The sequence below is a fragment of the Tepidicaulis marinus genome (assembly GCF_000739695.1).
Lineage (GTDB): Bacteria > Pseudomonadota > Alphaproteobacteria > Parvibaculales > Parvibaculaceae > Tepidicaulis > Tepidicaulis marinus.
The window spans coordinates 113,611-138,002 of the sequence record NZ_BBIO01000002.1; the positions used below are offsets into that span (position 1 = coordinate 113,611).

General features: G+C 59.5%; 24 protein-coding genes and 1 tRNA gene. 12 read left to right on the top strand and 13 right to left on the bottom strand.

Annotated elements, in window-relative coordinates:
- Positions 1-15: 15 nt before the first annotated feature.
- Entirely contained in the window at positions 16-1,308 is a 1,293-nt protein-coding gene (locus M2A_RS02605; RefSeq protein ID WP_158597151.1) for an oligosaccharide flippase family protein, read from the bottom strand.
- A 206-nt stretch (positions 1,309-1,514) separates the two neighbouring features.
- On the opposite strand from M2A_RS02605, the gene M2A_RS02610 reads away from it, so the two are divergent.
- A complete protein-coding gene (locus tag M2A_RS02610) occupies positions 1,515-2,627 on the top strand; it encodes a polysaccharide deacetylase family protein (protein ID WP_081875338.1) in 1,113 nt (370 codons plus the stop codon).
- A 3-nt stretch (positions 2,628-2,630) separates the two neighbouring features.
- On the opposite strand, the gene M2A_RS02615 is transcribed toward M2A_RS02610, so the two are convergent.
- The gene (locus M2A_RS02615; RefSeq protein WP_045442607.1) at positions 2,631-2,885 is read right to left on the bottom strand and encodes a hypothetical protein; all 255 of its coding nucleotides are present in this window, start codon (positions 2,883-2,885) and stop codon (positions 2,631-2,633) included.
- 160 nt (positions 2,886-3,045) lie between these two features.
- Between M2A_RS02615 and M2A_RS02620 the strand changes: the two genes are divergently transcribed.
- Positions 3,046-3,121, top strand: a tRNA-Asn gene (locus tag M2A_RS02620).
- Positions 3,122-3,174: 53 nt separating this feature from the next.
- Here the strand turns inward: M2A_RS02620 and M2A_RS02625 are convergent.
- The 4 genes from M2A_RS02625 to M2A_RS02635 form a co-directional block, all read right to left on the bottom strand.
- Entirely contained in the window at positions 3,175-5,034 is a 1,860-nt protein-coding gene (locus tag M2A_RS02625; protein ID WP_045442609.1) for an ABC transporter ATP-binding protein, read from the bottom strand.
- A 90-nt stretch (positions 5,035-5,124) separates the two neighbouring features.
- Entirely contained in the window at positions 5,125-6,525 is a 1,401-nt protein-coding gene (locus tag M2A_RS02630; protein WP_045442611.1) for a sensor histidine kinase, read from the bottom strand.
- A gap of 37 nt (positions 6,526-6,562) precedes the next feature.
- A complete protein-coding gene (locus M2A_RS17930; protein WP_156101658.1) occupies positions 6,563-6,727 on the bottom strand; it encodes a hypothetical protein in 165 nt (54 codons plus the stop codon).
- A gap of 24 nt (positions 6,728-6,751) precedes the next feature.
- The gene (locus tag M2A_RS02635) at positions 6,752-7,522 is read right to left on the bottom strand and encodes a response regulator (protein ID WP_045442614.1); all 771 of its coding nucleotides are present in this window, start codon (positions 7,520-7,522) and stop codon (positions 6,752-6,754) included.
- Positions 7,523-7,811: 289 nt separating this feature from the next.
- Between M2A_RS02635 and M2A_RS02640 the strand changes: the two genes are divergently transcribed.
- The 5 genes from M2A_RS02640 (at position 7,812) to M2A_RS02660 (ending at position 12,219) form a co-directional block, all read left to right on the top strand.
- A complete protein-coding gene (locus M2A_RS02640) occupies positions 7,812-9,044 on the top strand; it encodes an SAM-dependent methyltransferase (RefSeq protein WP_045442617.1) in 1,233 nt (410 codons plus the stop codon).
- A gap of 63 nt (positions 9,045-9,107) precedes the next feature.
- The gene (locus tag M2A_RS02645; protein ID WP_045442619.1) at positions 9,108-9,725 is read left to right on the top strand and encodes an NUDIX domain-containing protein; all 618 of its coding nucleotides are present in this window, start codon (positions 9,108-9,110) and stop codon (positions 9,723-9,725) included.
- Between the two features lie 96 nt (positions 9,726-9,821).
- On the top strand, positions 9,822-10,826 hold the full coding sequence (locus M2A_RS02650) for a cysteine synthase A (RefSeq protein ID WP_045442621.1): 1,005 nt from the start codon (positions 9,822-9,824) through the stop codon (positions 10,824-10,826).
- The gene (gene sseA, locus M2A_RS02655; RefSeq protein WP_045442624.1) at positions 10,823-11,686 is read left to right on the top strand and encodes a 3-mercaptopyruvate sulfurtransferase; all 864 of its coding nucleotides are present in this window, start codon (positions 10,823-10,825) and stop codon (positions 11,684-11,686) included. The genes M2A_RS02650 and sseA overlap by 4 nt, the downstream gene beginning before the upstream one ends.
- Positions 11,687-11,688: 2 nt before the next feature.
- On the top strand, positions 11,689-12,219 hold the full coding sequence (locus M2A_RS02660; protein ID WP_045442627.1) for a GNAT family N-acetyltransferase: 531 nt from the start codon (positions 11,689-11,691) through the stop codon (positions 12,217-12,219).
- 3 nt (positions 12,220-12,222) lie between these two features.
- On the opposite strand, the gene M2A_RS02665 is transcribed toward M2A_RS02660, so the two are convergent.
- Genes M2A_RS02665 through M2A_RS02680 form a run of 4 tightly spaced genes read right to left on the bottom strand, consistent with a single transcriptional unit; the run spans position 12,223 to position 16,436 of the window.
- Positions 12,223-12,930, bottom strand: a complete 708-nt coding sequence (locus tag M2A_RS02665; RefSeq protein ID WP_081875357.1) for an amino acid ABC transporter ATP-binding protein — start codon at positions 12,928-12,930, stop codon at positions 12,223-12,225.
- Between the two features lie 59 nt (positions 12,931-12,989).
- Positions 12,990-14,114 (bottom strand): amino acid ABC transporter permease, encoded by a 1,125-nt coding sequence (locus tag M2A_RS02670; protein ID WP_156101659.1) that lies wholly within the window; start codon positions 14,112-14,114, stop codon positions 12,990-12,992.
- A complete protein-coding gene (locus tag M2A_RS02675) occupies positions 14,111-15,316 on the bottom strand; it encodes an amino acid ABC transporter permease (RefSeq protein WP_081875358.1) in 1,206 nt (401 codons plus the stop codon). The genes M2A_RS02670 and M2A_RS02675 overlap by 4 nt, the downstream gene beginning before the upstream one ends.
- Before the next feature lie 16 nt (positions 15,317-15,332).
- The gene (locus M2A_RS02680; protein WP_081875339.1) at positions 15,333-16,436 is read right to left on the bottom strand and encodes an amino acid ABC transporter substrate-binding protein; all 1,104 of its coding nucleotides are present in this window, start codon (positions 16,434-16,436) and stop codon (positions 15,333-15,335) included.
- A gap of 120 nt (positions 16,437-16,556) precedes the next feature.
- Here M2A_RS02680 and metC point away from each other — a divergent pair, with 120 nt between their 5' ends.
- From metC to M2A_RS02705, 5 genes are read left to right on the top strand one after another with little or no spacing between them, the layout of a single operon-like run.
- Entirely contained in the window at positions 16,557-17,720 is a 1,164-nt protein-coding gene (gene metC, locus M2A_RS02685; RefSeq protein WP_045442635.1) for a cystathionine beta-lyase, read from the top strand.
- A 1-nt stretch (position 17,721) separates the two neighbouring features.
- A complete protein-coding gene (modA, locus tag M2A_RS02690) occupies positions 17,722-18,525 on the top strand; it encodes a molybdate ABC transporter substrate-binding protein (RefSeq protein ID WP_045442638.1) in 804 nt (267 codons plus the stop codon).
- Positions 18,522-19,220 (top strand): molybdate ABC transporter permease subunit, encoded by a 699-nt coding sequence (gene modB, locus M2A_RS02695; RefSeq protein WP_045442641.1) that lies wholly within the window; start codon positions 18,522-18,524, stop codon positions 19,218-19,220. The genes modA and modB overlap by 4 nt, the downstream gene beginning before the upstream one ends.
- Positions 19,217-20,338: a molybdenum ABC transporter ATP-binding protein gene (modC, locus tag M2A_RS02700; RefSeq protein WP_045442644.1), complete on the top strand. Its 1,122-nt coding sequence runs from the start codon at positions 19,217-19,219 to the stop codon at positions 20,336-20,338. Before modB ends, modC begins: the two co-directional genes overlap by 4 nt.
- A gap of 26 nt (positions 20,339-20,364) precedes the next feature.
- The gene (locus M2A_RS02705) at positions 20,365-20,589 is read left to right on the top strand and encodes an acyl-CoA carboxylase biotin carboxyl carrier protein subunit (protein WP_045442646.1); all 225 of its coding nucleotides are present in this window, start codon (positions 20,365-20,367) and stop codon (positions 20,587-20,589) included.
- Here the strand turns inward: M2A_RS02705 and M2A_RS02710 are convergent, their stop codons facing one another.
- The 3 genes from M2A_RS02710 to M2A_RS02720 all read right to left on the bottom strand — a co-directional run bounded on the left by M2A_RS02710 (position 20,590) and on the right by M2A_RS02720 (position 24,334).
- Positions 20,590-21,909, bottom strand: coding sequence for a D-arabinono-1,4-lactone oxidase (locus M2A_RS02710; protein ID WP_045442648.1), 1,320 nt, complete (start codon positions 21,907-21,909; stop codon positions 20,590-20,592).
- Between the two features lie 86 nt (positions 21,910-21,995).
- Positions 21,996-23,375 (bottom strand): DUF1329 domain-containing protein, encoded by a 1,380-nt coding sequence (locus M2A_RS02715; protein WP_045442651.1) that lies wholly within the window; start codon positions 23,373-23,375, stop codon positions 21,996-21,998.
- Positions 23,376-23,548: 173 nt separating this feature from the next.
- A complete protein-coding gene (locus tag M2A_RS02720; protein ID WP_158597152.1) occupies positions 23,549-24,334 on the bottom strand; it encodes a tetratricopeptide repeat protein in 786 nt (261 codons plus the stop codon).
- Positions 24,335-24,392: the final 58 nt, after the last annotated feature.

The window sequence follows — 24,392 nt, forward strand, 5'->3', positions numbered from 1 at the left end:
CGGAAACCTTGAAGCTTAACGGGCGAAGACGAAAGCCCGCACACCCAGCATCCGCCAGGCCGTAACGCTGAGGATCAGCGTCAGGAGGATGCGCGAGACGGCTGTTGCGACAGCCGCGCCCAAAATGCCCCATTGCGGAATGAAGGCGATGTTGAGCACGAGGTTCGTGCTCGCGGCAATGCCGTAAGCAATTGTGGCATGCTTCTGGTGGCCGGTCATATTGAGCAAATAATCCACCGGTCCGCCCGCCGCGCGCACCAGCATGCCCGTGAGCAGCACGAGAAGCGCAGGATAAGCCGCGCCGAAATCGCCGCCGAAGAGCCCGAGCAGGAAGGGTCCCAGCACGACAAGCCCGAGCACCACACCGAGCGTTGGCCAGAAAATCATATGCGTGACGCGGGACAAGAAGCGGCGCAATGCCTCCTTGTCGCCGGATGCATGAAACTCGGCGATTTTGGGCGTTGCTAGCGCCATCACCGAAAAGAGCACGAAGCCGGCCAGGCTGTTGATGCGCACGCTGGCGTAATAGATACCGACGCTTTCCGGCGTCAGATAATGGCCGATCATCATCGTATCCATATTCTCGATGACGAGCTCGAAGCCCTGGATCATCAGGAACGGCAGCGCGATCAACAGCCAGATACGGGATTCGATGATCGGTTTCGGGCGCGGAAAATGCTTATGCAGACGCCATTTCAAAACGACGAATTGCCCGGTCGAGGCAGCAACCACGGCGCCGAATAGCGCGGCGACGGCGCTTACCCCCGTCGGGCTCATGCCGGAAAACTCCATCGTGCCGACAATGAGCAGGATGCCGAGAGGGCGGAAAATATAATGCGGCATATAGGCAAGGTTCACCCAGCCATTGGCCCGCGCCATACCGCCATGTACATCCGCCGAGGCTTGCACGGGCACACATAAAAGCCCGATCGCAAAAGGCGCTACATAGTATGAATCGATGAGCGGCGTTCCGGCGTAAAGAAACAGCCAGCCCGCTCCCATCAACAAAAGCCCGAAAGAAAAAGCCATGCGCCGGCTGGCGACAAGCACACCGCGGATGCGTTCCCAATCAGTGTGCGCCCGGTACTGCGCATGCAGTTTCATAATTGCATCGGGAAGCCCGAGCCCGGCGATGAAGCCAAGCAGCGTCACCCAGACCCAGACATAGGCAAAGACACCGTATTCGAAGACGCCCATCCAGCGCGCGAGCAGCACCTGTGAAACGAGCGCAACCGCCGCGCCGCCCACCCGGATACCCATGGCGAAAAAGGCGCCCTTGGCGACAGCGCCGAGATCGGCGTCGCCCATAAACCGGCCTACAAGTCTGGTAAGAGCGTCCAGCAGCGACGCGCCCCCTTTATGATCGCCCATTTTCTCTCGGACTGATTGCATGGCCCCGGACTGTCTGAAAATTCACTGCCAGAATGCACGGGGGGTACTTGATGAATAGTTAGGATTGCGGATTGGCCTTGCGTTTTCCCGCCCCCATATCCCTAACGGAAACGAAAGGTTTTATGAACAAAATCGAAGGGTTGTTGAGGGAGAGTGAGATCGACGCGCAATTGCAGGTCTGGAGGGAAAGCATGAAGACGGCGCTGCTGAAGCAGGCTCTTCACGCATTGAACTGGATAGGCGCCCCGTCTTGGGCGCCTGCGGCTTTGCGTGGAAACGGCGCTATATTCATGTTGCACCGCGTGCGGGCGGCACCGCTGCCGGACTTTGCGCCGAACCGCATTCTCGAAATCACCCCTGACATGCTCGACCGCGTGCTGCACCGGGTGCGCGATCTCGATTATGACATCGTCACGCTGGATGAAGCCATGCATAGGCTGCGTCACGGCGCCAAACGCCGCTTTGCCGTTTTCACGTTCGACGACGGCTATAAAGACAATCTGACCGAAGCGCTGCCGGTGTTCGAAAAACACGGCGCGCCCATGACGGTTTATGTGTCCGCCGGAATGCCGGACGGCACGATGGAAATCTGGTGGGTGGCGCTCGAGGAAATCATCCGCAAGGCGGATCATCTGGAAACCGAGCTTGGCGGCCGCAACATTTCCATGCCTGCGAAGACGGCCCGGCAGATGGAACTGGCCTTTGCGCGGCTATACTGGCCGCTGCGCGCCATGGATGAAGACGCATTGCGTGCCGCCATTCGCCAGCTTGCCGCGCAGCATGGCATCTCCGTTCCCAAAATCACCGAAGAAAGCGCCCTGAGCTGGGAGGATGTGAAAACGCTGCACGCCCATCCGCTCGTGACCATCGGCAGCCATACGGTGGACCATTTTGCACTCTGCAAAGTCAGCGAAGAGCGCGCCCGCATGGAAATGAAACGCGGCGCGGAGGCGATCGCCAGCCATACCGGTGAAATGCCCCGCCACTTCGCGTATCCCTTTGGCGATGCGAGCTCGGCTGGCGAGCGCGAATTCCGCCTTGCCCGTGAGCTTGGTTTTGAGACCGCCACGACGACGCGCAAAGGTCTGATTTTCGAGCAACACCAGGATCAGATGACGGCCCTGCCGCGCATCTCGCTGAATGGCGATTATCAGGATATCCGCCTCGTCGATGTGCTGATGAGCGGCGTGCCGTTCCCGTTTGCCCGGCTCTTCCCCTCGCTTGGCGTCGCCTGAGGCCTATTCTGCCGGACGCGCGGCCCGTTTTTTCCGCTGGCGGCGGCGGCCCCACCAGACCTCCAGCTTGCGGCGCTGGCGGCGGATGGGCGCAAAATCAACCGAGAGAATCACCAGCCCGAGCGGCACCATCCAGAAGCCCAGGACGGGCAGAAAACCGAATATGCCGCCCACCACCAGCGCAAGCCCCAAGGGCAGCCGGATGAAGGGAGAGCCCGGCAGCGGATACCGCTGCCCATTGATGGTTACATGCGCCATAATCGCAGCATAATCCCTGTTTTGAGCCTGGCCATTAAGCCCCCGGAAAATATTCAACAGATATGATCATCTGGGTGGAAAAAACAGACGAAAGAGGGCTAGCATTGCCCGGAATCCTTTGATATATGCAACCTCCATCGGCGCAAACACGCCGATCTGATCCCCGGTAGCTCAGTTGGTAGAGCAATCGGCTGTTAACCGATCGGTCGCTGGTTCGAGTCCGGCCCGGGGAGCCAATTAAAACCGGTCCTGCTTTAGAGCAGGGCCGGTTTTTGTTTTGCCAGGCGTCTTATTCCGCTGCCTCGGCGTTTTGCGCGCTCATATCGAGCCCGATAAAGCCGCCGGATTGGCGCTTCCAAAGATCGGCATAAAGCCCGCCGCGCTCCAGCAATTCCTCATGGGTGCCGGTTTCCGCAATCCGACCGTCATCCATGACGACCAGCCGGTCGAGCACCGCAATGGTCGAGAGCCGGTGGGCGATGGCGATCACGGTCTTGCCTTCCATCAGGCTGTAAAGCTGTTCCTGAATGGCCGCCTCGACTTCGGAATCCAGGGCGGAGGTCGCCTCATCCAGAATGAGGATCGGCGCGTTTTTGAGCAGCACCCGGGCAATGGCGATACGCTGGCGCTGCCCGCCGGAAAGCTTGACCCCGCGTTCACCCGCATGGGCCTCAAGCCCCCGCCGTCCCTGCTCGTCCTCAAGCTGGCCGATAAAGCCATCCGCATGCGCCTGACGGATGGCCGCTTCAATCTCTTCTTCTGTCGCATCCGGCTTGCCGTAGCAGATATTGTCTCGGATCGAGCGGTGCAGCAGCGAGGTATCCTGGGTCACCATACCGATTTTCCGGCGCAAGGATTCCTGGGTAACCTGCGAAATATCCTGTCCGTCGATGAGAATGCGCCCGCCTTCCAGATCGTGGAACCGCAGCAGCAGATTGACGAGGGTGGATTTGCCCGCGCCCGAGCGCCCGACAATGCCGACTTTCTCTCCCGGATGAATTGTCAAAGAGAGATCGTCGATCACCTTTACGCCCTGGCCGTAATTGAAGCGGATATGATCGAAGTCGATCCGCCCCGCATTCACATCAAGCTCGCGCGCGCCGGGAACATCGCGGACCGTTTGAGACTGCGCGATCGTGTTCATTCCGTCCTGCACGGTACCCACATTCTCAAAGAGCCCGGCGACCTCCCAAAGAAACCAGTCGGACATCGCGCGTATACGCATGATGAGCGCGATAGCAACCGCGATCGACCCCAAGGAGATGGCGGAAATATACCAGGCGTAAATGGCAACACCGCCAATACCGGCCAGAAGAAAGGAGTTGAGCGTTTGCAGGCAGATAGTCAGCAGCGTCACCAGACGCATTTGCGGATGCACCGTGCCCATGAATTCCTGCATGGCGCCGCGGGCATAATCCTGCTCGCGCTGGGTATGCGCGAAGAGCTTGACCGTTTGCACATTGGTATAACTGTCCACCACACGCCCCGTCATCTGGGCGCGCGCATCGGCCTGTGCCATGGAAACGCGCTGCAAGCGCGGCACGAAATAAATCAGCAAACCGATATACCCCGCCAGCCACAATATTAGCGGCACCAGCAGCCAGAGATCCGCTTGCCCCATCAGCACCATGGCGCCGGTAAAATAGACACTGACATAGACGAAGACATCCACCATCTTCATCACCGTCTCGCGAATGGCGAGCGAGGTTTGCATGACCTTTTGCGAGATACGCCCGGCAAACTCGTTCTGGAAGAAACTCATACTCTGCTGCAGCACATGGCGGTGCATGAGCCAGCGCCCGATCATCGGGTAATTGCCGAAAACGGTCTGGTGGGTAAAAAGCGACTGCAGCGCGATGAGCAGCGGAAAGCCCAACACGATCAGCGCGCCCATGCCAATAAGCTCCAGGCCGTAGTCGGCAAAGAACGTCGTGCGGTCGGCCTCGCCCAGCCAGTCCACCAACGTGCCCATGTAATTGAGAAAAACGACTTCCAGCACCGAAAGCACGGCCGTTAGAAACCCCGTCACCAAAAGCCACGGCAGGATGGGCCGCGAATAATGGCGGATGAAAGCGCCAAGCCGGCGCGGCGGTGTTTGCGGCTGTTCCGCTGGAAAAGGATCGACAAGATTTTCGAAGAAGCGGAACATGAGACCTGCAATCGGCTGGAAGCTACGCGGTTCTCCCATATAAGGACCGCAGCTCACATGTTAAAGCCCGGATTTCCGCCCTATCCTTGATTAAATTTCACCGGTATTGGGAAAAATAATCCTGATCTTCGTACCCGGCCGTTCGTTCGAAGCCTCATCCAGTTCCAGCCATTCCACATCTCCGCCCAGCGCCGCCGAAAGCCGGTCGACAATCCGGGTGCCAAGTCCGCCCCGCCCGCCCTTATAGGCATCGGTGCGGATACCGATCCCATTGTCCTCCACAACAAGCGAGAGTGTATCGCCCAAATGCTCCTGAGTGAGACGGACCTGGATATAACCGGTCATATTGTCCGGAAAAGCGTATTTAAGGGAATTGGTCACAAGCTCCGTAACGATCACGCCCAGCGTCACGGCATCCTTCGAGAGGATTTGAATATCCTCCGCGTTACACTCGATGGAAAGCGCGCCGCGGGCGGTCAGATTGGTTTTGAGATCATCGACAATCGAACAGAGGAAGGCATGGGCATCCACACTTTCGCCTTCTTCCGTAAGCCGCAGGCGGCGCTGGGCAGAGGCTATGGCAAGCACCCGCTCGCGCGCCCGGCGCAGCGCAACCGCCGCCTCGTCATTTTCCGTCTGATTGGCCTGAAGGCCAAGGAAAGAGGCAACGAGCTGCAAAGAATTACCCACGCGGTGATGGAGGTCCCGCAAAAGCGATTCCGCCCGCATGAATTCCGTTTCCAACTTGAGCTTGGCCGCTTCAAGATCCGAGGTGCGCTCGCTGACGCGCCGCTCCAGTTCCATATTGATTTCGGACAGTGCCGCCCGGCTTTCCTGCTCGGAAAGAAAACGGCTGCGGGCGACAAAGGCCGCGGCGACGGAAGAGATCGCCGTTAAAAGAAGCGCCGTAAAAATGGTGACGATCAGCCAGAAGCTGTTGGTATCGTAAACCAGTTGACGTTCGCGCAAGAGCCGGTCTTCTTCGGCAATGATGCGGGAAATTTCCGTGCGGATATTATCGAGCGTTTCCTTGCCGTGGTCTTTTTTTACGAGCGCGGTCGCCGCGCCATAATTGCCCGACAAACCGAGCTGCACCGTCTCGCGCAATTCCTGCAGCTTGATTTCCATCTGCCGGTCGAGCACGTCGAGCCGCACTTGGTGGATTGGGTTGTCCTTGGTCAGTTCCTTCAGCTCGCTCTGCGCCTCGTCCACGGCGGCAAGGGCGTTCGCATAAGGTTGAAGGTATTTACGCTCCCGCGTGACGAGGAAGCCGCTGCGCCCCGTTTCGGCATCCTGAAGAATGCCGAAAAGCCGCCGCGCCGCATTTTGCACCTCAATAGTGCGTTGCACGTCGCGCGCGGCATCGCGCCCCTCGATCGCAAGGTAAGAGGCAAGCCCTGCCGTCACCAGCAGCAGAATGAGCCCCGCCCCCAAGAACAGGGCAACCGTGTCGACGGCGCGGCCATTGATCCTGAAATAACGAAAGGGCATGAACCTTCTTCTTTTTATCCCGGGGGCGCAGATACCGTCAGCCGCCGTCTTCGGGTGTGCCTGTCCCTTGCCGCCAACGCTCCAGGCTTTGTTCAAGCAAAATGCGCACGGCCTCGGAACGGGACGGCACCCTGTTGCCGTAACGGTAATCGTCGATTTCCTTCAACTCCGAATCCGTCAGCAAAAGCTGAAGCTTAACCACCCTCTTTTCCAACCGAAGTCCCCCTTACTCCACAAGCACGGCGCGCGGCTTCGTCAACGCTTGCCAAAGCGCCGCCTTGATAGATTGATCACGATAGGGCTTCGTGACCACAAAAGCAGGCTCAAAGTCTTCACCGGTCAGCACATCGTCCGGATAGGCGGTAATGAATATCGCAACCGTATCCTGTTCGGCAGTAATTTCCTTCACCGCATCAAGGCCGGTGCCGCCGGTTCCCAGGTCATAGTCCGCCAGCAAAAGATCAGGGCGCACGCGCTCGGCAAGAGCCACGGCTTCGTTTTTCGTGCGGGCTTTGCCCAAAACCTTCACACCCTGCGCGCTTACCAGATCGGCAATCTCCTCGGCGATCAAGGGTTCGTCTTCGATAATGATGGCGGTCCCTTCCAAGGTCACGTTGGCGCGCTCGCGGGCGGTATCCAGAAAAGCTTCTGTGACCTCAAGCGATTGATTGACGATCTGCGCGGCCAGCTGAATGGGAAATCCCAAGACATCGACCATCAGCAAAACCTGCCGGCTGAGATCCTGCTCCGGCGATACGCTCTGTAAAAGGGCGGAATTGGAGAAAACCCGGGCCGATTGAGGCGCGGCATGCGCGTTGTTCCATATCTCGTAAACCGATTGGAAAAGCAGCGGCAGGCGCGCCGATTCCGGCATCGCCTCGAACGGTTCCAGGTTGATTTCTGCAAGGGCGCTGCGGGCAACCTCATCGCCAAGAAGCTGGTCATTGGTCAGTGCCCGCAAATATTGCCGCAGGATATTGACTTCCTTTGTCAGCATGATGCCGCCCCTAACCCGTCGAGCCTGTGCGCCGCGCAAAAATGGCAGAGCCGGCCCCTAGGGTCAACTAATTGAAAAACAAAAGTTTTTACGACTAACGGCACCAAAACCAGCGCCCTAAGTTGAGCAGAAACCCGGGAAGATAACGCCGGATATGATCTTTTGTTCGCATTTGTTCGTAAATGACACAATAAGCGGGTTCACAAACCGATGAGCGCGCAGAAAATCATGGTGTTAGCGAAGACCCGTTTCTTCTAGACTGACCTGTGATGTTTGGGAGGGCTTTGGTATGACCGGGTTCCAGGTTCCTGTAGACGTCACGGCGGCTGATTTGTCCGCCATGAAAGACATTCCGTGGCTGACCCGCGCCATCTTGCGAATCGCAACGCGTATCTCTGCCGGCAGCTTGACCGTGGAACTGCCGAACGGCCGCAAGATCCGCTTTTCGGGCCCCCAGCCCGGCCCCGACGCCGAACTGCATATCCGGGACTACAATTTCGCAAAATACATCGTGACGGGCGGCGATCTGGGCGCGGCGGAAGCCTATTTGCGCGGCCTCTGGGAAAGCCCCCGTATCGAGGTGTTTCTCCAGCTTTTCGCCGCCAACCGGCAGGCCCTCTCCCAAACGCGCAACGGCCTCAAACTCGCCCGCCTTATCGGGCGCATCGGCCATCTCTTGCGCCACAACAACCGGCGCAACGCCAAAAAGAATATCGAGTATCACTACGATCTCGGCAACAGCTTCTATATGCGCTGGCTGGACCCGACCATGACGTACTCCTCGGGCAAGTTCGAAACACCGAATGACGATCTCACCGCCGCCCAGCTCAATAAATACCGCTCGCTCGCCAAACGCATCGACCTGCGCCCCGAACATCATGTGCTTGAAATCGGCAGCGGCTGGGGCGGCTTTGCCGAGTTTGCCGCAAAGGAAATCGGCTGCCGCGTCACCGGCATCACCATCTCCAAGGAGCAGCTTGAATTCGCCCGCGCCCGCATGGCGCGCGAAGGGCTTCAGGACCGGGTGGAAATCCGCTATCAAGATTACCGCGACGTGCCGGAGAAATATGACCGCATCGCCTCCATCGAAATGTTCGAAGCGGTGGGCGAGCGCTATTGGCCGGCTTATTTTTCCAAGATCGGCGAATGCCTGAAACCGGGCGGCCTTGCCGGCCTGCAGATCATCACCATCGACGATAAATCCTTCCCTTCCTACCGCAGCGGCGTCGATTTCATTCAGCGCTATATCTTCCCAGGCGGCATGCTGCCTTCCATAAAAGCGCTGCGCGATGAGGTCACCTCCGCCGGGCTCGACTGGAAGGACAATCTGAATTTCGGGCTCGACTATGCAAAGACGCTCGCCCATTGGCGCGACCGTTTTCTGGAAGCCTGGCCGGAAATTCAGCCGCTGGGCTTCGATGAACGCTTCAAGCGCATGTGGGAATATTACCTGGCCTATTGCGAGGCCGGTTTCCGCGCCGGGAACATCGATGTGACCCAGCTCACCCTCGCAAAAAACTAGACTTGGCCTCACCCCGCAGGCAGCCTGCCCTTACATGGCACGCAGCGGAGCGATGAGGCAGGTATGGATTTGAAGCTCACCCCGGCAGAATATGGCCCCGGCGACGTGGAAGTGCTGCGCGAAGACACAGTCTGGCGCGAATGGGGCCGCGTGGTGATCTATGAATACCGCCACAAGCGCCATGACGGCACCTGGTCCGGCATTGTCAGGCGGGAGATGCACGCGGTGCGCAACACCGCAAGCGTGCTGCCCTGGGACCCGGCGCTCGATGCCGTGGTCCTGACCGAGCAGCTGCGGATGGTCGGCCTTTTTCAGCGGGCGGAGCGCCCCTGGGTCATCGAATGTATTGCCGGGATGATCGACGAGGGCGAAGACCCCGGCGAAACTGCCCGGCGCGAGGCGGAAGAGGAAACCGGCGCGCGCATCGGCAAACTCGTCCCCGTTATGAGCGGCTATACCTCACCCGGCGCCTGGGGCGAGAAGAGCCATCTCTTCGCGGCCACAGCCAATCTCTCCCAGGTCGGCGGATTTCACGGCCTTGCCTCGGAAAACGAAGACATCCGGGCGCTCGTCGTCCCCTTTGATGAGGCGTTTGCTGCCGTGAGCGACGGGCGCATCGAGGACGTCAAAACCGCCCTTCTTCTTCACTGGCTTGCAGTCAATAAGGACAAATTGCTGTGAGCACCGCCCAGCCTTGAAGCGGGCGGAAACGAGGGTTACTTTCGGGAAAGCAAAATCACGAAGAACCGGCCGCGCCGGCCCTCTAAGGACGATCTCATGAAAATAAAAAACGGATTGATCGATTCCATCGGCAATACCCCGCTGATCCGCCTGAAAAAAGCCTCCGAGGAAACCGGGTGCGACATTCTGGGCAAGGCGGAATTTCTGAACCCCGGTCAATCGGTCAAGGACAGGGCCGCGCTTTTCATCATCAAGGACGCGATCGCCAAGGGCACCTTGCGCCCGGGCGGCACGATCGTGGAAGGCACGGCGGGCAATACCGGCATCGGCCTGGCGCTGGTCGGCAATGCCATGGGCTTTAAAACCGTCATCGTCATTCCCGAGACCCAGTCGCAGGAAAAGAAAGACATGCTGCGCCTTTGCGGCGCCGAGCTCATCGAAGTCCCGGCGGTGCCGTACAAAGACCCCAATAATTACGTGAAATATTCCGGCCGTCTGGCCGAAGAGCTGGCTGCAAAAGAGCCCAATGGCGCGATCTGGGCGAACCAGTTCGACAATGTCGCCAACCGCCAGGGCCATATCGAAACGACGGGCCCGGAAATCTGGGACCAGACGGACGGCAAGGTGGACGGCTTCATCTGCGCCGTCGGCACCGGCGGCACGCTGGCCGGCATCGGCATGGCGCTCAAAGAGCGCAACAAGGATGTGGTGATCGGCCTTGCCGACCCGATGGGCGCCGCGCTTTACAATTATTATGCCCATGGCGAACTGAAAGCCGAAGGCAGTTCCATTACCGAGGGCATCGGCCAGGGCCGCATCACCGCCAATCTGGAAGGCGCGCCCATCGACGAGCCGTTCCAGATTCCGGATACCGAGGCCCTGCCCATCGCCTTCGATCTTCTCCAGCATGAGGGCCTTTGCATGGGCGGCTCGACGGGCATCAATGTCGCCGGCGCCATCCGCCTTGCCAAAAAGATGGGGCCCGGCCACCGGATCGTGACGATCCTCTGCGATTACGGGAACCGCTATCAAAGCAAGATGTTCAACCCGGCCTTCCTGAAAGAACAGGGTCTGCCGGTACCGCCATGGATGGACAAATGAGCGGCGCCGCTGAGACCCGCACCATCCCCGCGCTCGTGGCAACCGAGTGGCTCGCCATTCATTTGAGCGAGCCCGACGTCAAACCGGTCGATGCGTCCTGGTATCTGCCGCAAATGAACCGGGACCCGAAAGCCGAGTTCGAGGCAGCGCATATTCCCGGCGCCGTCTTCTTCGATATCGACGCCGTCAGCGACACCAAAAGCCCCTACCCGCATACGCTGCCCGCGCCTGAAGATTTTGCCGAAGCGGCGGGCAAGCTCGGCCTTTCCAATGAAGATCACATCATCGTCTATGACACGGCAGGCCTGATGAGCGCGCCGCGCGTCTGGTGGATGTTCAAGACCATGGGGCATGAAAAAGTTTCCGTGCTGAATGGCGGCTTCAAGAAATGGCAGGCCGAGCACCGCCATGTCAAAGCCGGCTGGCCGGAGAAAAAGGCGAAACGATTCACCGCGCGCCTTCGCAAGGAGAACCTGCGCACGCTGGATGAGATGCGCGGTCTTCTGGAAAGCGGCAACGCGCAAATCCTGGATGCCCGCTCCAAAGGCCGCTTTGAAGGCACGGCGCCGGAGCCGCGCCCCGGCCTTGCCTCGGGGCACATGCCCGGAAGCCTCAACCTGCCTTTCGATGCGCTGACAGCGCCGGATGGCACGGTGAAGGCGAAAAGCGAGCTGAAAGCGCTTTTCAAGCACGCAGGGCTTGCGCTTGAAAAGCCGGTCGTCACCACTTGCGGTTCGGGCGTAACGGCTGCCGCCCTCTATCTGGCGCTTACCCATTTGGGAAAAGACGACCTTGCCTTATATGATGGTTCATGGGCGGAATGGGCGGCGCAGCCGAATGCGCCGATTGAAACAGGCTGAAAATGCCAAAACGCTACCGAACGACAGTGACCCACCTTGAAATGCGCGAGGACCCGCGCGTGCATTGCCCGCCGCCATTCGGGCATTACGCGCTTTTTCGCGCCGTCGATATGCCCATCCACTTTTACCGCTACCTCTATCACGTCGTGGGCCATAATCACGTCTGGGTGCACCGCAAGAAGTTGGATGATGAAGCCCTTGCCGCCATCGTCCATTCGCCCAATGTGGAAATCTACGTACTTTATCTGGACGGCAGCCCGGCCGGATTTTTCGAGCTGGACCTGCGGCACCTGCCCCGTGCCGAGCTTTCCTTTCTCGGCATCGTGCCGGAATTTATCGGGCGCGGGCTCGGGCGTTTTCTCTTATGCGAGGCCATTCGCACGGCCTGGGACCGCAACCCGAGCAAAGTTACCATCCAGACCTGCACGCTCGATCATCCGCGCGCCCTGCCGCTTTATCAGCGCCACGGCTTCGTGCCTTACGCGCAAGAAGAAGTTGAGCTGGAAGATGACGGCGAAGGGCCGGGCTTCTGACACTTAGCCGATGATTTGGCTGAGGAAGGCTTTCGTCCGCTCGCTTTGCGGGTTCGTGAAGAAAGTTTCCGGCGGTGCGATTTCGATAATCTCGCCCTCATCCATGAAGATCATCCGATCCGCCACTTCCCGCGCAAAGCCCATTTCGTGCGTTACACAGAGCATGGTCATGCCGGACCCGGCAAGGTCCGTCATCACATCTAGCACTTCGCGGATCATTTCCGGGTCGAGCGCGGAGGTCGGCTCGTCGAAAAGCATGATCTTGGGGTTCATGCACAGCGAACGGGCAATCGCCACGCGCTGCTGCTGGCCGCCGGAAAGTTGGCCGGGAAACTTGTCCGCCTGCTCCGGGATGCGCACGCGCTCCAAGTACCCCATGGCCGTCTCTTCCGCTTCTGCCTGCGCCATCCCGCGTACATGAATGAGCGCCAGTGTGCAGTTTTCCAGCACGCTCATATGCGGGAAGAGATTGAAATCCTGAAAGACCATGCCGACTTCCCGGCGCACTTCGTCGATCCGTTTCAGGTTTTCCGTCAGCTCGATTCCGTCAATAACAATGCGGCCCTGATCGTGCGCTTCCAGCCGGTTGATGCAGCGGATCAGCGTCGATTTGCCCGAGCCAGACGGACCGGCGATGACGATGCGCTCGCCTTCCGTCACGTTCAAATTGATGTCGCGCAGAACGTGAAAATCCTCGAACCATTTATGCATGTTCTCGATCTGAATGATCGGGTCGGCGGATTGCGGCAAAACTGTCTCCTCGTTCCGGTCTAGCGGCGCTCGCCCTGGCTCAGTTGCTTTTCCATGTAGAGCGAGTAGCGCGACATGGCGAAACAGAACATCCAGAAAACGAATGCGGCAAAGACATAGCCCGTTGCCGCGGTATTAGGGGATGCCCAATTGGCATCGGTGAAATTGGCGCGAATGATCCCGAGAAAATCGAAAAGCCCGATGATCAGTACCAGCGTCGTATCTTTGAAAAGCCCGATAAACGTATTGACGATACCCGGAATGACGACGCGCAGCGCCTGCGGCAACACGATGAGCCCCATCATCTGCCAATAAGAAAGGCCAAGCGCTTTTGCCGCTTCGTATTGTCCGGAGGGCACGGCTTGCAGGCCGCCGCGCACCACTTCGGCCATGTAAGCGGAAGCAAAAAGCGCAACGCCGATAATCGCCCGGAGCAGAAGATCGAAGGTCACCCCTTCCGGTAAAAAGAGCGGTAACATCACGCTTGCCATGAAAAGCACGGTGACAAGCGGCACGCCGCGCCAGAACTCGATAAAGAGGACTGAGAGTGTGCGGATCACCGGGAGTTTGGAACGCCGGCCGAGCGCCAGCAATATGCCGAGCGGCAAAGAGGCAAGAATACCGGAAAGCGCAATCACGAGCGTGAGCAGCAACCCGCCCCAGTCGGAGGTTTCCACCACCGACAAGCCGAACTTGCCGCCATGCAACACGCCCCAGGCAAACATGGGGAAAATGAACAGCAGCGTTGCCGCCAGCCAGCCCTTATACGGCATGCGCGGGGTGAGCACGGCGGCAAGATTGAGGAAGAAGAGCAGCAGAACAAGATTGGGCCGCCAGATTTCTTCCGCCGGATAGCGGCCATAGATGAACTGGCCGAACTTCGCTTCGACAAAGGCCCAGCACGCCCCCGCGCCCTCCACCCGGCAAAGGCCGCCATCGCTTGCATACCAAACCGCATCGAGTACGGCCCAGTTGAAAAAAGGCGGCACGGTCAGCGCGATGATCGCGGCACACACGAGCGTCGTGATCGTGTTGCCAGCGCTTGAGAAAAGGTTGCGGCGCATCCAGCCGATAAGGCCCGTGGCCTTGCCCGGCGGGGGCAGCGCCGGATGGCGGCGGGTTTTGACGTAAGTTTCCATGCTCATGCCACCCCCCGCTCTTTCAGCGCAAGGCGCGCATTGTACCAATTCATGAAGAGCGAAGTGCCGAGACTGATCAGAAGATAGACCACCATGGTCATGGCGATGATCTCAACCGCCTGCCCCACCTGGCTGAGCGCGGTATTCGCAAAGACAAGCACAAGGTCCGGATAAGCGATTGCCACGGCAAGCGAGGAGTTCTTCGTCAGATTGAGATACTGGCTTGTGAGCGGCGGCACGATCACCCGCATGGCCTGGGGCAGAATGATCTTGCGCATGATAAGCCCTGAGGGAAGCCCCAGCGCCTTTGCCGCTTCCACTTGGCCTTTGGGCACGGCCTGCACGCCCGAGCGCACATTCTCCGCCACAAAGGCGCCGGTATAGATGGAAAGCGCCAGCAGCAGCGCGATGAATTCCGGGATCAGTGAAATGCCGCCTTGAAAGCCGAACCCTTCCAGCACCGGCATATCGAGGGAAAGCGGCCAGCCAAGCACCAAAAGCAGGAGGAGCGGCGGCAGCGCCGCAATGGCCAGCACCTTCCAGCCTTCAAGCGCAAATTTTTTGCGGGCAAAAAAGGCGAGCACCAGACTGGCGAAAAGCGCGGCGCAGAACGGCGCGAAGGTGCCCGCCTCCCACAAAATCCGCGGCACGAAGAGACCGCGATTATTGAGAAAGATACCGCCGCCCGGCGTCAGGCTTTCCGCTTGAGAGGGCAAAAGCTGCAGAACGACGAAATACCAGAAGAAGAGCTGCAAGAGCAGCGGGATATTGCGCAAGGTTTCGATGAAAAGCCCCGCAAGCCGCGCCACCAGCCAATTGGGGGAGAGCCGCGCGATGCCGACGGAAAACCCGATCAGCGTCGCGAGCACAATGCCGAGCACGGCAACGAGCAGCGTATTCAGCACGCCGACGAAAAAGGCGCGCAGAAAATCCGACTGGGCCGAATACTCGATCAAGCTGAAATTGATCGCAAAGCCTGCCGGGTTTTCCAGAAAGCCGAAGCCGGAGGCGATATTAGCTTTTTGCAGATTAAGGACCGTGTTCTGCACCAGCTCGAAAATCCCGAGCGCAACCAGTAAAAGCACGGCGGCCTGCATCAGCCAGCCGCGAATGCGCGGGTCCTGAAAGCTGCGTGCCAGCGCGTTGTCCCCGGACAGCCCAATAGCGCTGGAAAGCCCAATAACACTAGAAAGCCAAGACTTGATCATCGAGCCCATCCCGCACTCACCGGACCGGCATGGCATACATCAGCCCGCCCTTGGTCCAGAGCGCATTGAGGCCCCGGGGAATACCGAGCGGTGTATTCTTGCCGACATTACGCTCGAAAATCTCGCCGTAATTGCCGACCTGCGTGATGATCTGAAACGCCCAGTCGCCGCGCAGCCCGAGATTTTGCCCATAGGAATTCTCGACACCGAGCAGGCGGCGGATGGCGGGGTTGTCGCTTTTCTTCATTTCCTGCGCATTGGCGCTATTCACACCCAGCTCTTCGGCCTCGATCATCGCGTAAAGCGTCCAGCGTACAATGTCGGCCCAGCGGTCATCGCCTTGGCGCACGGCCGGCCCGAGCGGTTCTTTGGAAATAACTTCCGGCAGGATGATGTGCTCGTCCGGGTTCTTGAGCTTCAGCCGCTCCGCATAAAGGCCCGAGGCATCCGTTGTGTAAGCCTCGCAGCGCCCGGCATCGTAAGCAGCGATCACTTCGTCGGTCTTTTCAAAGACCACCATCTCGAACTCGAGCCCGTTGGTGCGGAAATAATCCGCCGCATTCAGCTCCGTCGTCGTGCCGGTATTGGCGCAGATCGTTGCCCGGTCGAGCGCCAGCACGCTGGAAACGCCGAGGTCCCGGCGCACCATGAAGCTTTGACCGTCGTAATAAGTCACCCCGGCAAAATCGAGCCCAAGAACCGTGTCCCGTGTCAGCGTCCAGGTCGTGTTGCGCGAGAGAACATCAATCTCCCCGGCCTGCAGCGCGGTAAAGCGCTCTTTGGCCGACAGCGCCCGGAAGCGGACTTTTGAGGCATCGCCGAAAATCGCAGCCGCCATGGCCCGGCAGACATCCACATCGATGCCGCGCCAATCGCCTTTGTCATCCGGATTGGAAAAGCCGGGAAGGCCTTGGCTCACCCCGCATAGAAGCTCGCCCCTGTCCCGCACCACGCGCAGCGTGCCGCCGCGGGCCGCCTCCGGCGCAAGGTTTTCCTGCTCCGCCTTGCTGAGGTCCTGCGCATCGCGGGCGGGGCCGGATGGCGCGCCCGGCAAGAACAGATAAACTAACAAGGCACCGAAAACGATGCCGAAGATCAAGGCCGGAGCCTGATTGCGCATGCCCTACCCCCGCAAAGCCCGTCTGGCGGCGAAAAGCGCCGCTTCTCTTTCTGCTTATCGATTTGACCGCTATTCTTACACCGAAGCCGCGCAAGATCATAGGCAGGGAGCCGCAAAGGCATGAAGAAAGGCGAGAAAAGACCCGAAACGCTGCTGGTGACCAGCGGCAGAAAGCCGGATGAGAATCACGGCATCATCAATCCGCCCGTCTATCACGCCTCCACCATCCTTCATCCCACGATGAAAGTGCTGAAAGAGGCAAGCCAGCCTTACACTTATGGCCGCCGCCGCACCCCCACCATCGAGGCGCTACAGGAGGCAATGTGCGAGCTGGAAGGCGGACATGGCTGCGTCATCACCCCCTCCGGCCTGTCCGCGGTTTCGACAGCGCTGCTTGCAAATCTGAAAGCCGGCGATCACTTGCTGGTGACGGATTCGGTTTACGGGCCCTCCCGCACCTTCTGCGAACAGATGCTGACCCGTTACGGTGTGGAAGTGGAGTTTTACGATCCGCTGATCGGCGCGGATATCGGCTTGCTGATGAAAGACAATACGGCCGTAGTCTTCACCGAAACGCCCGGCTCGCAAACATTTGAAGTCCAGGATCTGCCCGCCATCTCCGAGGCCGCCCATGCGAAGGGCGCCATCGTCATGCTCGACAATACTTGGGCGACGCCGCTTTTCTTCGATGCCTTTGCAAACGGCGCGGACATAAGCATTCAGGCGGCAACGAAATATATTGTCGGCCATTCCGACGCAATGATGGGCACGATCACCTGCAACGCGCGCACGTTCAAAGCCACGCTGCGCGGCCATGGCCATTTGGGCGTCACGGCAGGGCCCGACGATATTTATCTCGCGCTACGCGGCATCCGTACCATGGGCGTGCGTTTACGCCAGCATATGGAAACGGGGATCGCCCTTGCCCGCTGGCTGGAGCAGCGCCCGGAAGTAAAAGAGGTCATTCACCCCGCGCTTGAAAATCACCCCGGACACGCCATCTGGAAGCGGGACTTCAAAGGGGCGAGCGGGCTTTTCGCCGCCGTCCTGCACCCGGTGCCGGAAAAGGCGCTCGCCGCCATGCTGGACGGGCTGGAGCTTTTCGGCATGGGCTATTCCTGGGGCGGCTATGAAAGCCTGATCGTACCGGCAGAGCCCCATCGCAGCGCGACGGAATGGAAAGAGGAAGGCCCGCTTTTGCGCATCCATGCGGGACTTGAGCATATCGACGATCTGACCGCCGATCTGGACGCCGGGTTCGCGCGCCTGAATAAGGAAAAATAACATGACGCGGCGCGGCACATTTCTCTTCGGGCTTTTACTTGCGCTGTCTTTGCTGACCGGCGCACCGGCGGCACGGGCTGCCTGCGAGCCCATGACCATCTACGCCGCCGCCAGCACCACGGAAGCGGTGAAAGAAATCGCCGGACAATTCGGCATCGAAGAAGCCTGTGCGGTCACGACCGTCTTTGCCGGTTCTTCCACCCTTGCCCGCCAGATCGATCAGGGCGCGCCCGCGCAGCTTTTTCTTTCAGCCAATGAAAGATGGATGGACTGGCTGGAGGCGCGCGGTCATGCCGTACCGCAAAACCGCACACCGCTTCTCACCAACAAGCTGGTGCTGATCGTACCGAAGAACGAGAACCTTGCACCGCTCTACCTCGACGATCCGGGCAGCCTGAAAAAGCTGATCGGTGACGGCAAACTTGCGCTTGCCAACCCGGATGCCGTGCCTGCCGGTATCTATGCCAAGGAAGCGCTGCAAAGCCTCGGCCATTGGGGAGAGGTGCATCAGCAAATCGTGACAGCGGATTCGGTCCGCGTTGCACTCGCCTGGGTGGAACGCGGGGAAGCCGCCGCCGCCGCCATTTACCGCACCGACGCGCTGATCAGCGACAAGGTCACGGTTGCCGCACAATTTCCAGAGACGAGCCATTCGCCGATCACCTATCCGCTCGCCATGCTGGGCCGTGCGCCCCATCCCGACACGGCACGTTTTTTCGCTTATCTCAAAAGCTATGAGGCAGCGGAAATCTTCGCCAAATACGGGTTCTCCCGTATCGAGGATGTAAAGGAAGCCGTGCGGTGAACCTTACGCCCGCAGAACTGGAAGCGCTGCGCCTCTCGCTCCTCGTTGCGACCGTGGGCACAGCCGCCTCGCTCCTTCCCGCGCTCGGTATTGCCTGGGCACTGGCACGTTACCGCTTTCCCGGAAAAATCCTGCTTGATGGGCTCATCCATTTACCGCTCGTCCTGCCGCCCGTCGTTATCGGTTATATCCTGCTTGTCGGGCTGGGCCGGCGCGGCGTTATCGGCGCCTGGCTCTATGAAAGTTTCGGCATCACATTCGCCTTCACCTGGAAGGGCGCTGCCATCGTCGCCGCCGTGATGGGTTTTCCGCTGCTCGTGCGTGCGCTCCGTCTTTCCATCGAAACCTTGGATGACGGGCTCGTCGGCGCGGCCCGTACACTTGGCGCGGGGCCCTTGCGCGCCTTCATGACCGTCACCTTGCCGCTTATCACACCGGGGCTTCTAACCGGCGCGATCCTCGCCTTTGCCCGCGCGCTGGGCGAGTTCGGCGCGACCATCGCTTTCGTCGGCAACATTCCCGGCCAAACGCAGACCCTGCCGCTCGCGCTTTATTCGGCCCTGCAATTACCCGGCGGCGAAGAGGCCGCCTGGCGCATTGTGTTCATCTCGACACTCTTTGCCGTCCTCCTGTTGGCGCTTTCGGAAATCAGCAACCGCTTGCTGACGCGCCGGCTTACGGGAACACGGCCATGAGCGTAAGACTGGCCGCCCATATCCGCCACCGGGCAGGCGATTTCAGCCTCGATGTGGCGCTTCAGGCAGGAGCGGGCATTACCGCCTTGCTCGGCCCTTCAGGTGCCGGCAAGACCATGCTGCTCAATGCCATTGCCGGGCTCATCCGCCCCCATGAGGGCCATGTGCATTTGAACGGGCGCGCGCTTTTCAGCACCGCGGAAAAAATCTGGCAGCCGCCGGAAGCACGGCAAATCGGTTATGTCTTTCAGGATGCCAAACTCTTTCCCCATCTCAGCGTGCTGCAGAACCTGTCCTATGGCCGCGCGCGGGCAAGCGCCGTGCCCCATGCGCTGCCGTTCGATGAGGTGATCGAGCTGCTGGCGCTGGGCGCGCTTTTGGATCGCCGCCCGCATCATCTCTCCGGAGGGGAAAAACAGCGTGTCGGCATCGGCCGCGCGCTTCTTTCCGCCCCGCATCTATTGTTGATGGACGAGCCGCTCGCCAGCCTTGATCCCAAACGGCGCGGCGAGATCCTTCCCTTTCTCGATGCGCTTCACCAAAAACTCAAACTCCCGGTGCTCTATGTCACCCATAATGTGGATGAGAGCCTGCGCCTGGCGGACCGGCTCATCGTTATGGATAAGGGCCGCGTCGCTGCGCAAGGCAGCATCGAAGCGGTGCTGAATGAGGAAAATGTGCAATCGCTGCTCTTCGGCCAAGTCGGCGATGTCACGTCGGAGCCTGTGACATTCCTCAGCGGGCGCTGCCTCAGCGCCCTTGAAGATGTGGCCGAGATCGAAACCGCTTGGGGCACCTTCCTCATTCCCGCGCGCCACATCGCCAAGGGCGACATCCGCCATTTGCGCATTCAGGCGCGCGAAGTGGCGCTCGCAACCCGCAAACCGGAAGGGCTCAGCATTCAAAATGCCTTGAAGGCGCGCATCAAAAAGATCACCAGCGTCGGCAGCGGGCTCTGCGATCTTTGTCTCGTCTGCGCAGCGGACGAAAAAGCCCCGCTCCTGCGCGCCCGTATCACGCGGCGCGCGGTCTATACGCTCGGCCTTGAAGAAGGCGCAACAGTTTGGCCGCTCATCAAGACCGCGGTGCTTGCAAGGCCGGGCCCAATCACGCAATAAGAAAGAACGGATAGAAGGAGAGCGACGTGGCGGATATCGAAGTCAGAAGCGAGATCACCGGCAAGGTCTGGAAGATCGAGGTCAAAACCGGCGAACGGGTCGAGGAAGACGAGCCGATCCTCATTCTGGAATCGATGAAGATGGAAATTCCCGTCGCCGCGCCGAAAAGCGGCAAGCTCGTCAAGTTGCTCGTCGCCGAGGAAGACCCGGTCGAGGAAGATCAAGTCGTCGCCATTCTCGAAGAAGACTGATCATTCTTCTCCGAGCAGCGCTTTCATGTAAGGCGTCATAAACTTGCCGCCTGGGTCCATCTCCCCGCGCAGCTTCGTAAATTCCTGCCATTTGGGATAAAGCCCTGCAAGCTCATCGCCTTTCAGCCAGTGCAGCTTGCCCCAATGGGGCCGCCCGCCATAGCGGCGGAACACTTTTTCCACTTCCCGGAAAAGCCCTTCATAAGGTTGCTTGAAATATTGATGGACGGAGATGGTTGCGCTGTCCCGTCCGTAAAAGGGACTGAGCCAAATATCATCGCCCTTCACATAGCGGTATTCGAGCGGGAAGAGAAAATTATACCCTGCCTCGCGCATGATGCGCCCGACTTGCCTGATGCAGTCCGGCCCGTTTTCCGCCGGGACCGCAAATTCCATCTCATTGAAGCGCACGGTCCGGTCGCTCGGAAATGCATCATGGGACCAATAGACATGTCCTTTACGCGGCGCCGCAACATCCAGCGGCCTGCCCGCCCCCGCCATCAGCGCCTGAAGGCCGGCGCGTTTGACCGGGAAATGGATCGTAAGTTCACACGCCGCACGGAAGAAATCATCCGACGGCGCATCTTCCCCTTCCGGCACGCGGCGCTTTTCTTCCGCCGGCGCCGCGCTTTCGTTCAGGAGTTTCACATAGGCTTCCTCTGCGTAAGGAAACCAGAAAAACTCGAAATGCCGGTTATCCCGGGCCAGCGTGTCCATCTGAGCGAAAAGCCGGTCGAGCGGCATCCGCCCGCCTGTCTCCTCCAGCTTGTAAGCCGGGCGGCACACCATCTCTATGGCGCTCATGACACCGAGCGTGCCGAGCGACACGCGGCCCGCTTCGAAAAGCGCCGTGTTCTCATTTTCGCTGCAGGTAAGGAACTCGCCGCTTGCGGTTACAAGACGGAAGCCCGACACCGCCCCTGAAATGGAAGGCAGCTCCTTGCCTGTCCCATGCGTGCCGGTGCCGACGGCGCCCGCCAGGCTCTGCGCGTCGATATCGCCCTGATTGGCGAGCCCAAGCCCTTGATCATGCAAAAGCGGACCGAGCGCACGCAGCTTGGTCCCTGCCCTGATCCAGGCGCGGCCTGTCGCAGGATCGGCGCTTTCCACGCCTGACAGCGCGCTGAGGTCGGCAAGCGTGCCCTCTGTCGCGGCGATGGGCGTGAAAGAATGCCCCGCCCCGCACACCCGCAGCGGTCCCTGCGCAGCCCTGACGCCTGCTGCAAGCGCTGCCTCGCTCTCAGGCCTAAGGCGCGCGCGAGGCACCGCCGTCACCCAGCCCGACCAGTTTTGCCATGCTTCACGCTGCGCTTTTGCCATATCCCTCTCCCTTTGGCTTCAGCATACAAAAAACCCGGCAGCTAGGAAGCTGCCGGGTTAAAGCGTGACGCGTTAAACGCTAAGGCTTAGCGCGTGGCCAGACGGCGGATCGCCGCCGGCGTGAACATGTCCTCGGTGATCTCGTCCGCATTGAAGTTGATCATCGGTTCGTTGTTCTTCAGACCTTGGATGACGTAACGGCCAGCCGTGATGTCGTAGGTCACGTCAGACGCGTTCCAGCAAGAGGGCACATCGTAATACTGAATCATGTGACCTTCCTGGATCCGCCACAGCTCGCCGCGGGCGTCATAAAGCTCGCCCGCCGCCATGGTCCAGCTGTCTTCGTCAAAATACTTCACACGGCGCGTGTAAACGTGGCGGTGGCCATCGCGCAGATTGCCTTCCACTTCCCACACGCGGTGAAGCTCATAGCGCACCAGGTCCTGATTGATGTGCTGGGGCTGAGCGATATCGGAATAAGGAATGCCCTTCGCGCTCAGCTTGTAGCTGTTATAGGCAATGTATTTTTCTTTCTTGCCTTTCAGGTCCCACTTATAGCGGTCCGGCGCCCCGTTATAGAGGTCGAAATTGTCCGCCGTCTGCAGACCTTCCGAATAGCTCTGGGGGTTGTCATACGCAATGGTGGGCGCGCGGCGCACACGGCGCTGACCGGGGTTGTAAGACCACGCCTTACGCGGGCCCTGCACCTGGTTGATCGTGTCGTGCACGAGGATGATTTCCCCGGCACGGCGGGCAGGCTCGATCACGCTCTGCATATACATAAGCGAGATATTGTTGAGTTCCTGGATCGATTCCTTGGTCGGGTCCGTATAGGTGAAGATCACCTGGTCCTGCACGACGATCGGCGTGAACTGAGCCGACGTGGTCGGCGCCAGCGCGGCGAACTGGCGGGTCAGTTTGAAACCGCGGTAACGCAGGTTGTGGTTCCAGACCACCTCGACACCTTCCTGAGGGATCGGGAAGGGGAAGCCCAGAAGCGCGCCGTCGACGCCGTTACCATCGGCAACCAGCTTGCCGGTCACGGCATTGCGTTTCGTTGCTTCATAAACCTTTTCCGGGAACGCACAAGAACGGCGCGTCGGATAGACGTTCATCTTGTACGTGTCATACGTCTTGAGCAGCTTGAGCTGGCCGGGGGTCAGTTTGTCCGCATGCTGATCCGCATTGGCGCCGGTGATCGTCATTTTGATCGCATCATCGGCATAAGGATCGGGGTGATGATCACCGGGAGAATAAGAAACATTGGAGGGGGGCTTGGAAAGGCCGCCGGTCCATTCGGGAATGGTGCCGTCGGCATTGCCGGCTTTTTCGGCACCGATGGGGGTCAAGTCTTGGCCAAGACGTGCGGCTTCCTGTTCGGAAACGCCTGCCTGGGCGGGAAGGCTGAGAGCGAGTACAGCCAGAAGGCTAGCAGCCGAAGCGGCTGCGGATTTACAGAGCGACATCTGTAACTCCCTGATCATGGGTTTCATATGTCGCGCGCTTCATTTTTATTGGGAGGAGTTGGCGCGCAGTCGTATTTTCAGATGCCTATTCAACGAACAGGCAGAGCCAATGTGTCTAGCAAAGTGTAACTTTTTTGCAAATACAGAACTGATCAGGCGATTTCAGCGGTGAATCAACCGTCCTTGGCCTGAATTTCTTCCCACTTTTTAGCCTGGAAGGTCCGGGCCATTCCGGTCGCTTCCTTGATCTGGGTGGGCGACATCATGCGCGATACATTCTCCAGCGCCGTCGTCGCAAATTGTGCGAATCCGCCTTCCACAGCAAGGAGATAGTACATATAGGCGCGCTCCAAATCGAGCTCCAGCCCGTCGCCTTTTTCATAAAGCGTCGCCACATTATACTGCGCTTCGACCATGCCTTGCTGGGCTGCCGCCAGATACCATTTGGCCGCTTCCGCAATGTCCCGTTCCACACCCCAGCCATTGTCATAGAGCGTGCCAAGGTCCATTTGAGCGCGCGGATCTCCGCCATTCGCGCCAATCCGGTAGTATTTCAGCGCTTTTTCGATGTCGCGCTTGACCACCTTGGCATCGAAATATTCCTCGCCGAGGCGATATGCCGCACCGACATCGCCCTGTTCGACGGCCTTAGCCCACTCTTTGAACGCTTCCTTGTAAAGCCCTCGCCGGTAAAGGCGGAAACCGGTTTCCTCCGAGGGCACGGAAGTCTCCGCTTCCTCGCGCACTTCCTCGATAATTGCATCGACCGGCATATCGAGCGGCGCGGCGTCCACGGTAATTTCCGGCGCCTCTTCCGCTTTTTGCGCCAGCGCGCGCCCGCCGATCAGCACCGCAAGGAGAAGCGTCAGCGCGCTGCCCAATACCCAGAGAAGCCTGACACCCCGCTCCCGCCGTTCCCGGTTAAGCGCTACAGCTTTGACTTCCGTTCTGCGTATCATTCCCGATCCTATTTCCATCCCCAGAATTTTCCGCCCGGTGCGGCATTTATCCAAAACC

Bases quoted from the DNA above. Each gene is read 5' to 3' on its own strand.
- M2A_RS02645 (WP_045442619.1), top strand. From the start codon at position 9,108: ATGGATTTGAAGCTCACCCCGGCAGAATATGGCCCCGGCGACGTGGAA.
- M2A_RS02675 (WP_081875358.1), bottom strand. From the start codon at position 15,316: ATGATCAAGTCTTGGCTTTCTAGTGTTATTGGGCTTTCCAGCGCTATT.
- M2A_RS02710 (WP_045442648.1), bottom strand. From the start codon at position 21,909: ATGGCAAAAGCGCAGCGTGAAGCATGGCAAAACTGGTCGGGCTGGGTG.
- M2A_RS02650 (WP_045442621.1), top strand. From the start codon at position 9,822: ATGAAAATAAAAAACGGATTGATCGATTCCATCGGCAATACCCCGCTG.
- M2A_RS02635 (WP_045442614.1), bottom strand. From the start codon at position 7,522: ATGCTGACAAAGGAAGTCAATATCCTGCGGCAATATTTGCGGGCACTG.
- M2A_RS02615 (WP_045442607.1), bottom strand. From the start codon at position 2,885: ATGGCGCATGTAACCATCAATGGGCAGCGGTATCCGCTGCCGGGCTCT.
- M2A_RS02715 (WP_045442651.1), bottom strand. From the start codon at position 23,375: ATGTCGCTCTGTAAATCCGCAGCCGCTTCGGCTGCTAGCCTTCTGGCT.
- M2A_RS02630 (WP_045442611.1), bottom strand. From the start codon at position 6,525: ATGCCCTTTCGTTATTTCAGGATCAATGGCCGCGCCGTCGACACGGTT.
- M2A_RS02720 (WP_158597152.1), bottom strand. From the start codon at position 24,334: ATGATACGCAGAACGGAAGTCAAAGCTGTAGCGCTTAACCGGGAACGG.
- M2A_RS02680 (WP_081875339.1), bottom strand. From the start codon at position 16,436: ATGCGCAATCAGGCTCCGGCCTTGATCTTCGGCATCGTTTTCGGTGCC.
- M2A_RS02665 (WP_081875357.1), bottom strand. From the start codon at position 12,930: ATGCATAAATGGTTCGAGGATTTTCACGTTCTGCGCGACATCAATTTG.
- M2A_RS02605 (WP_158597151.1), bottom strand. From the start codon at position 1,308: ATGGGCGACGCCGATCTCGGCGCTGTCGCCAAGGGCGCCTTTTTCGCC.
- modC (WP_045442644.1), top strand. From the start codon at position 19,217: ATGAGCGTAAGACTGGCCGCCCATATCCGCCACCGGGCAGGCGATTTC.
- M2A_RS02640 (WP_045442617.1), top strand. From the start codon at position 7,812: ATGACCGGGTTCCAGGTTCCTGTAGACGTCACGGCGGCTGATTTGTCC.
- M2A_RS02610 (WP_081875338.1), top strand. From the start codon at position 1,515: ATGAACAAAATCGAAGGGTTGTTGAGGGAGAGTGAGATCGACGCGCAA.
- M2A_RS02670 (WP_156101659.1), bottom strand. From the start codon at position 14,114: ATGAGCATGGAAACTTACGTCAAAACCCGCCGCCATCCGGCGCTGCCC.
- sseA (WP_045442624.1), top strand. From the start codon at position 10,823: ATGAGCGGCGCCGCTGAGACCCGCACCATCCCCGCGCTCGTGGCAACC.
- M2A_RS02660 (WP_045442627.1), top strand. From the start codon at position 11,689: ATGCCAAAACGCTACCGAACGACAGTGACCCACCTTGAAATGCGCGAG.
- M2A_RS02625 (WP_045442609.1), bottom strand. From the start codon at position 5,034: ATGTTCCGCTTCTTCGAAAATCTTGTCGATCCTTTTCCAGCGGAACAG.
- modA (WP_045442638.1), top strand. From the start codon at position 17,722: ATGACGCGGCGCGGCACATTTCTCTTCGGGCTTTTACTTGCGCTGTCT.
- metC (WP_045442635.1), top strand. From the start codon at position 16,557: ATGAAGAAAGGCGAGAAAAGACCCGAAACGCTGCTGGTGACCAGCGGC.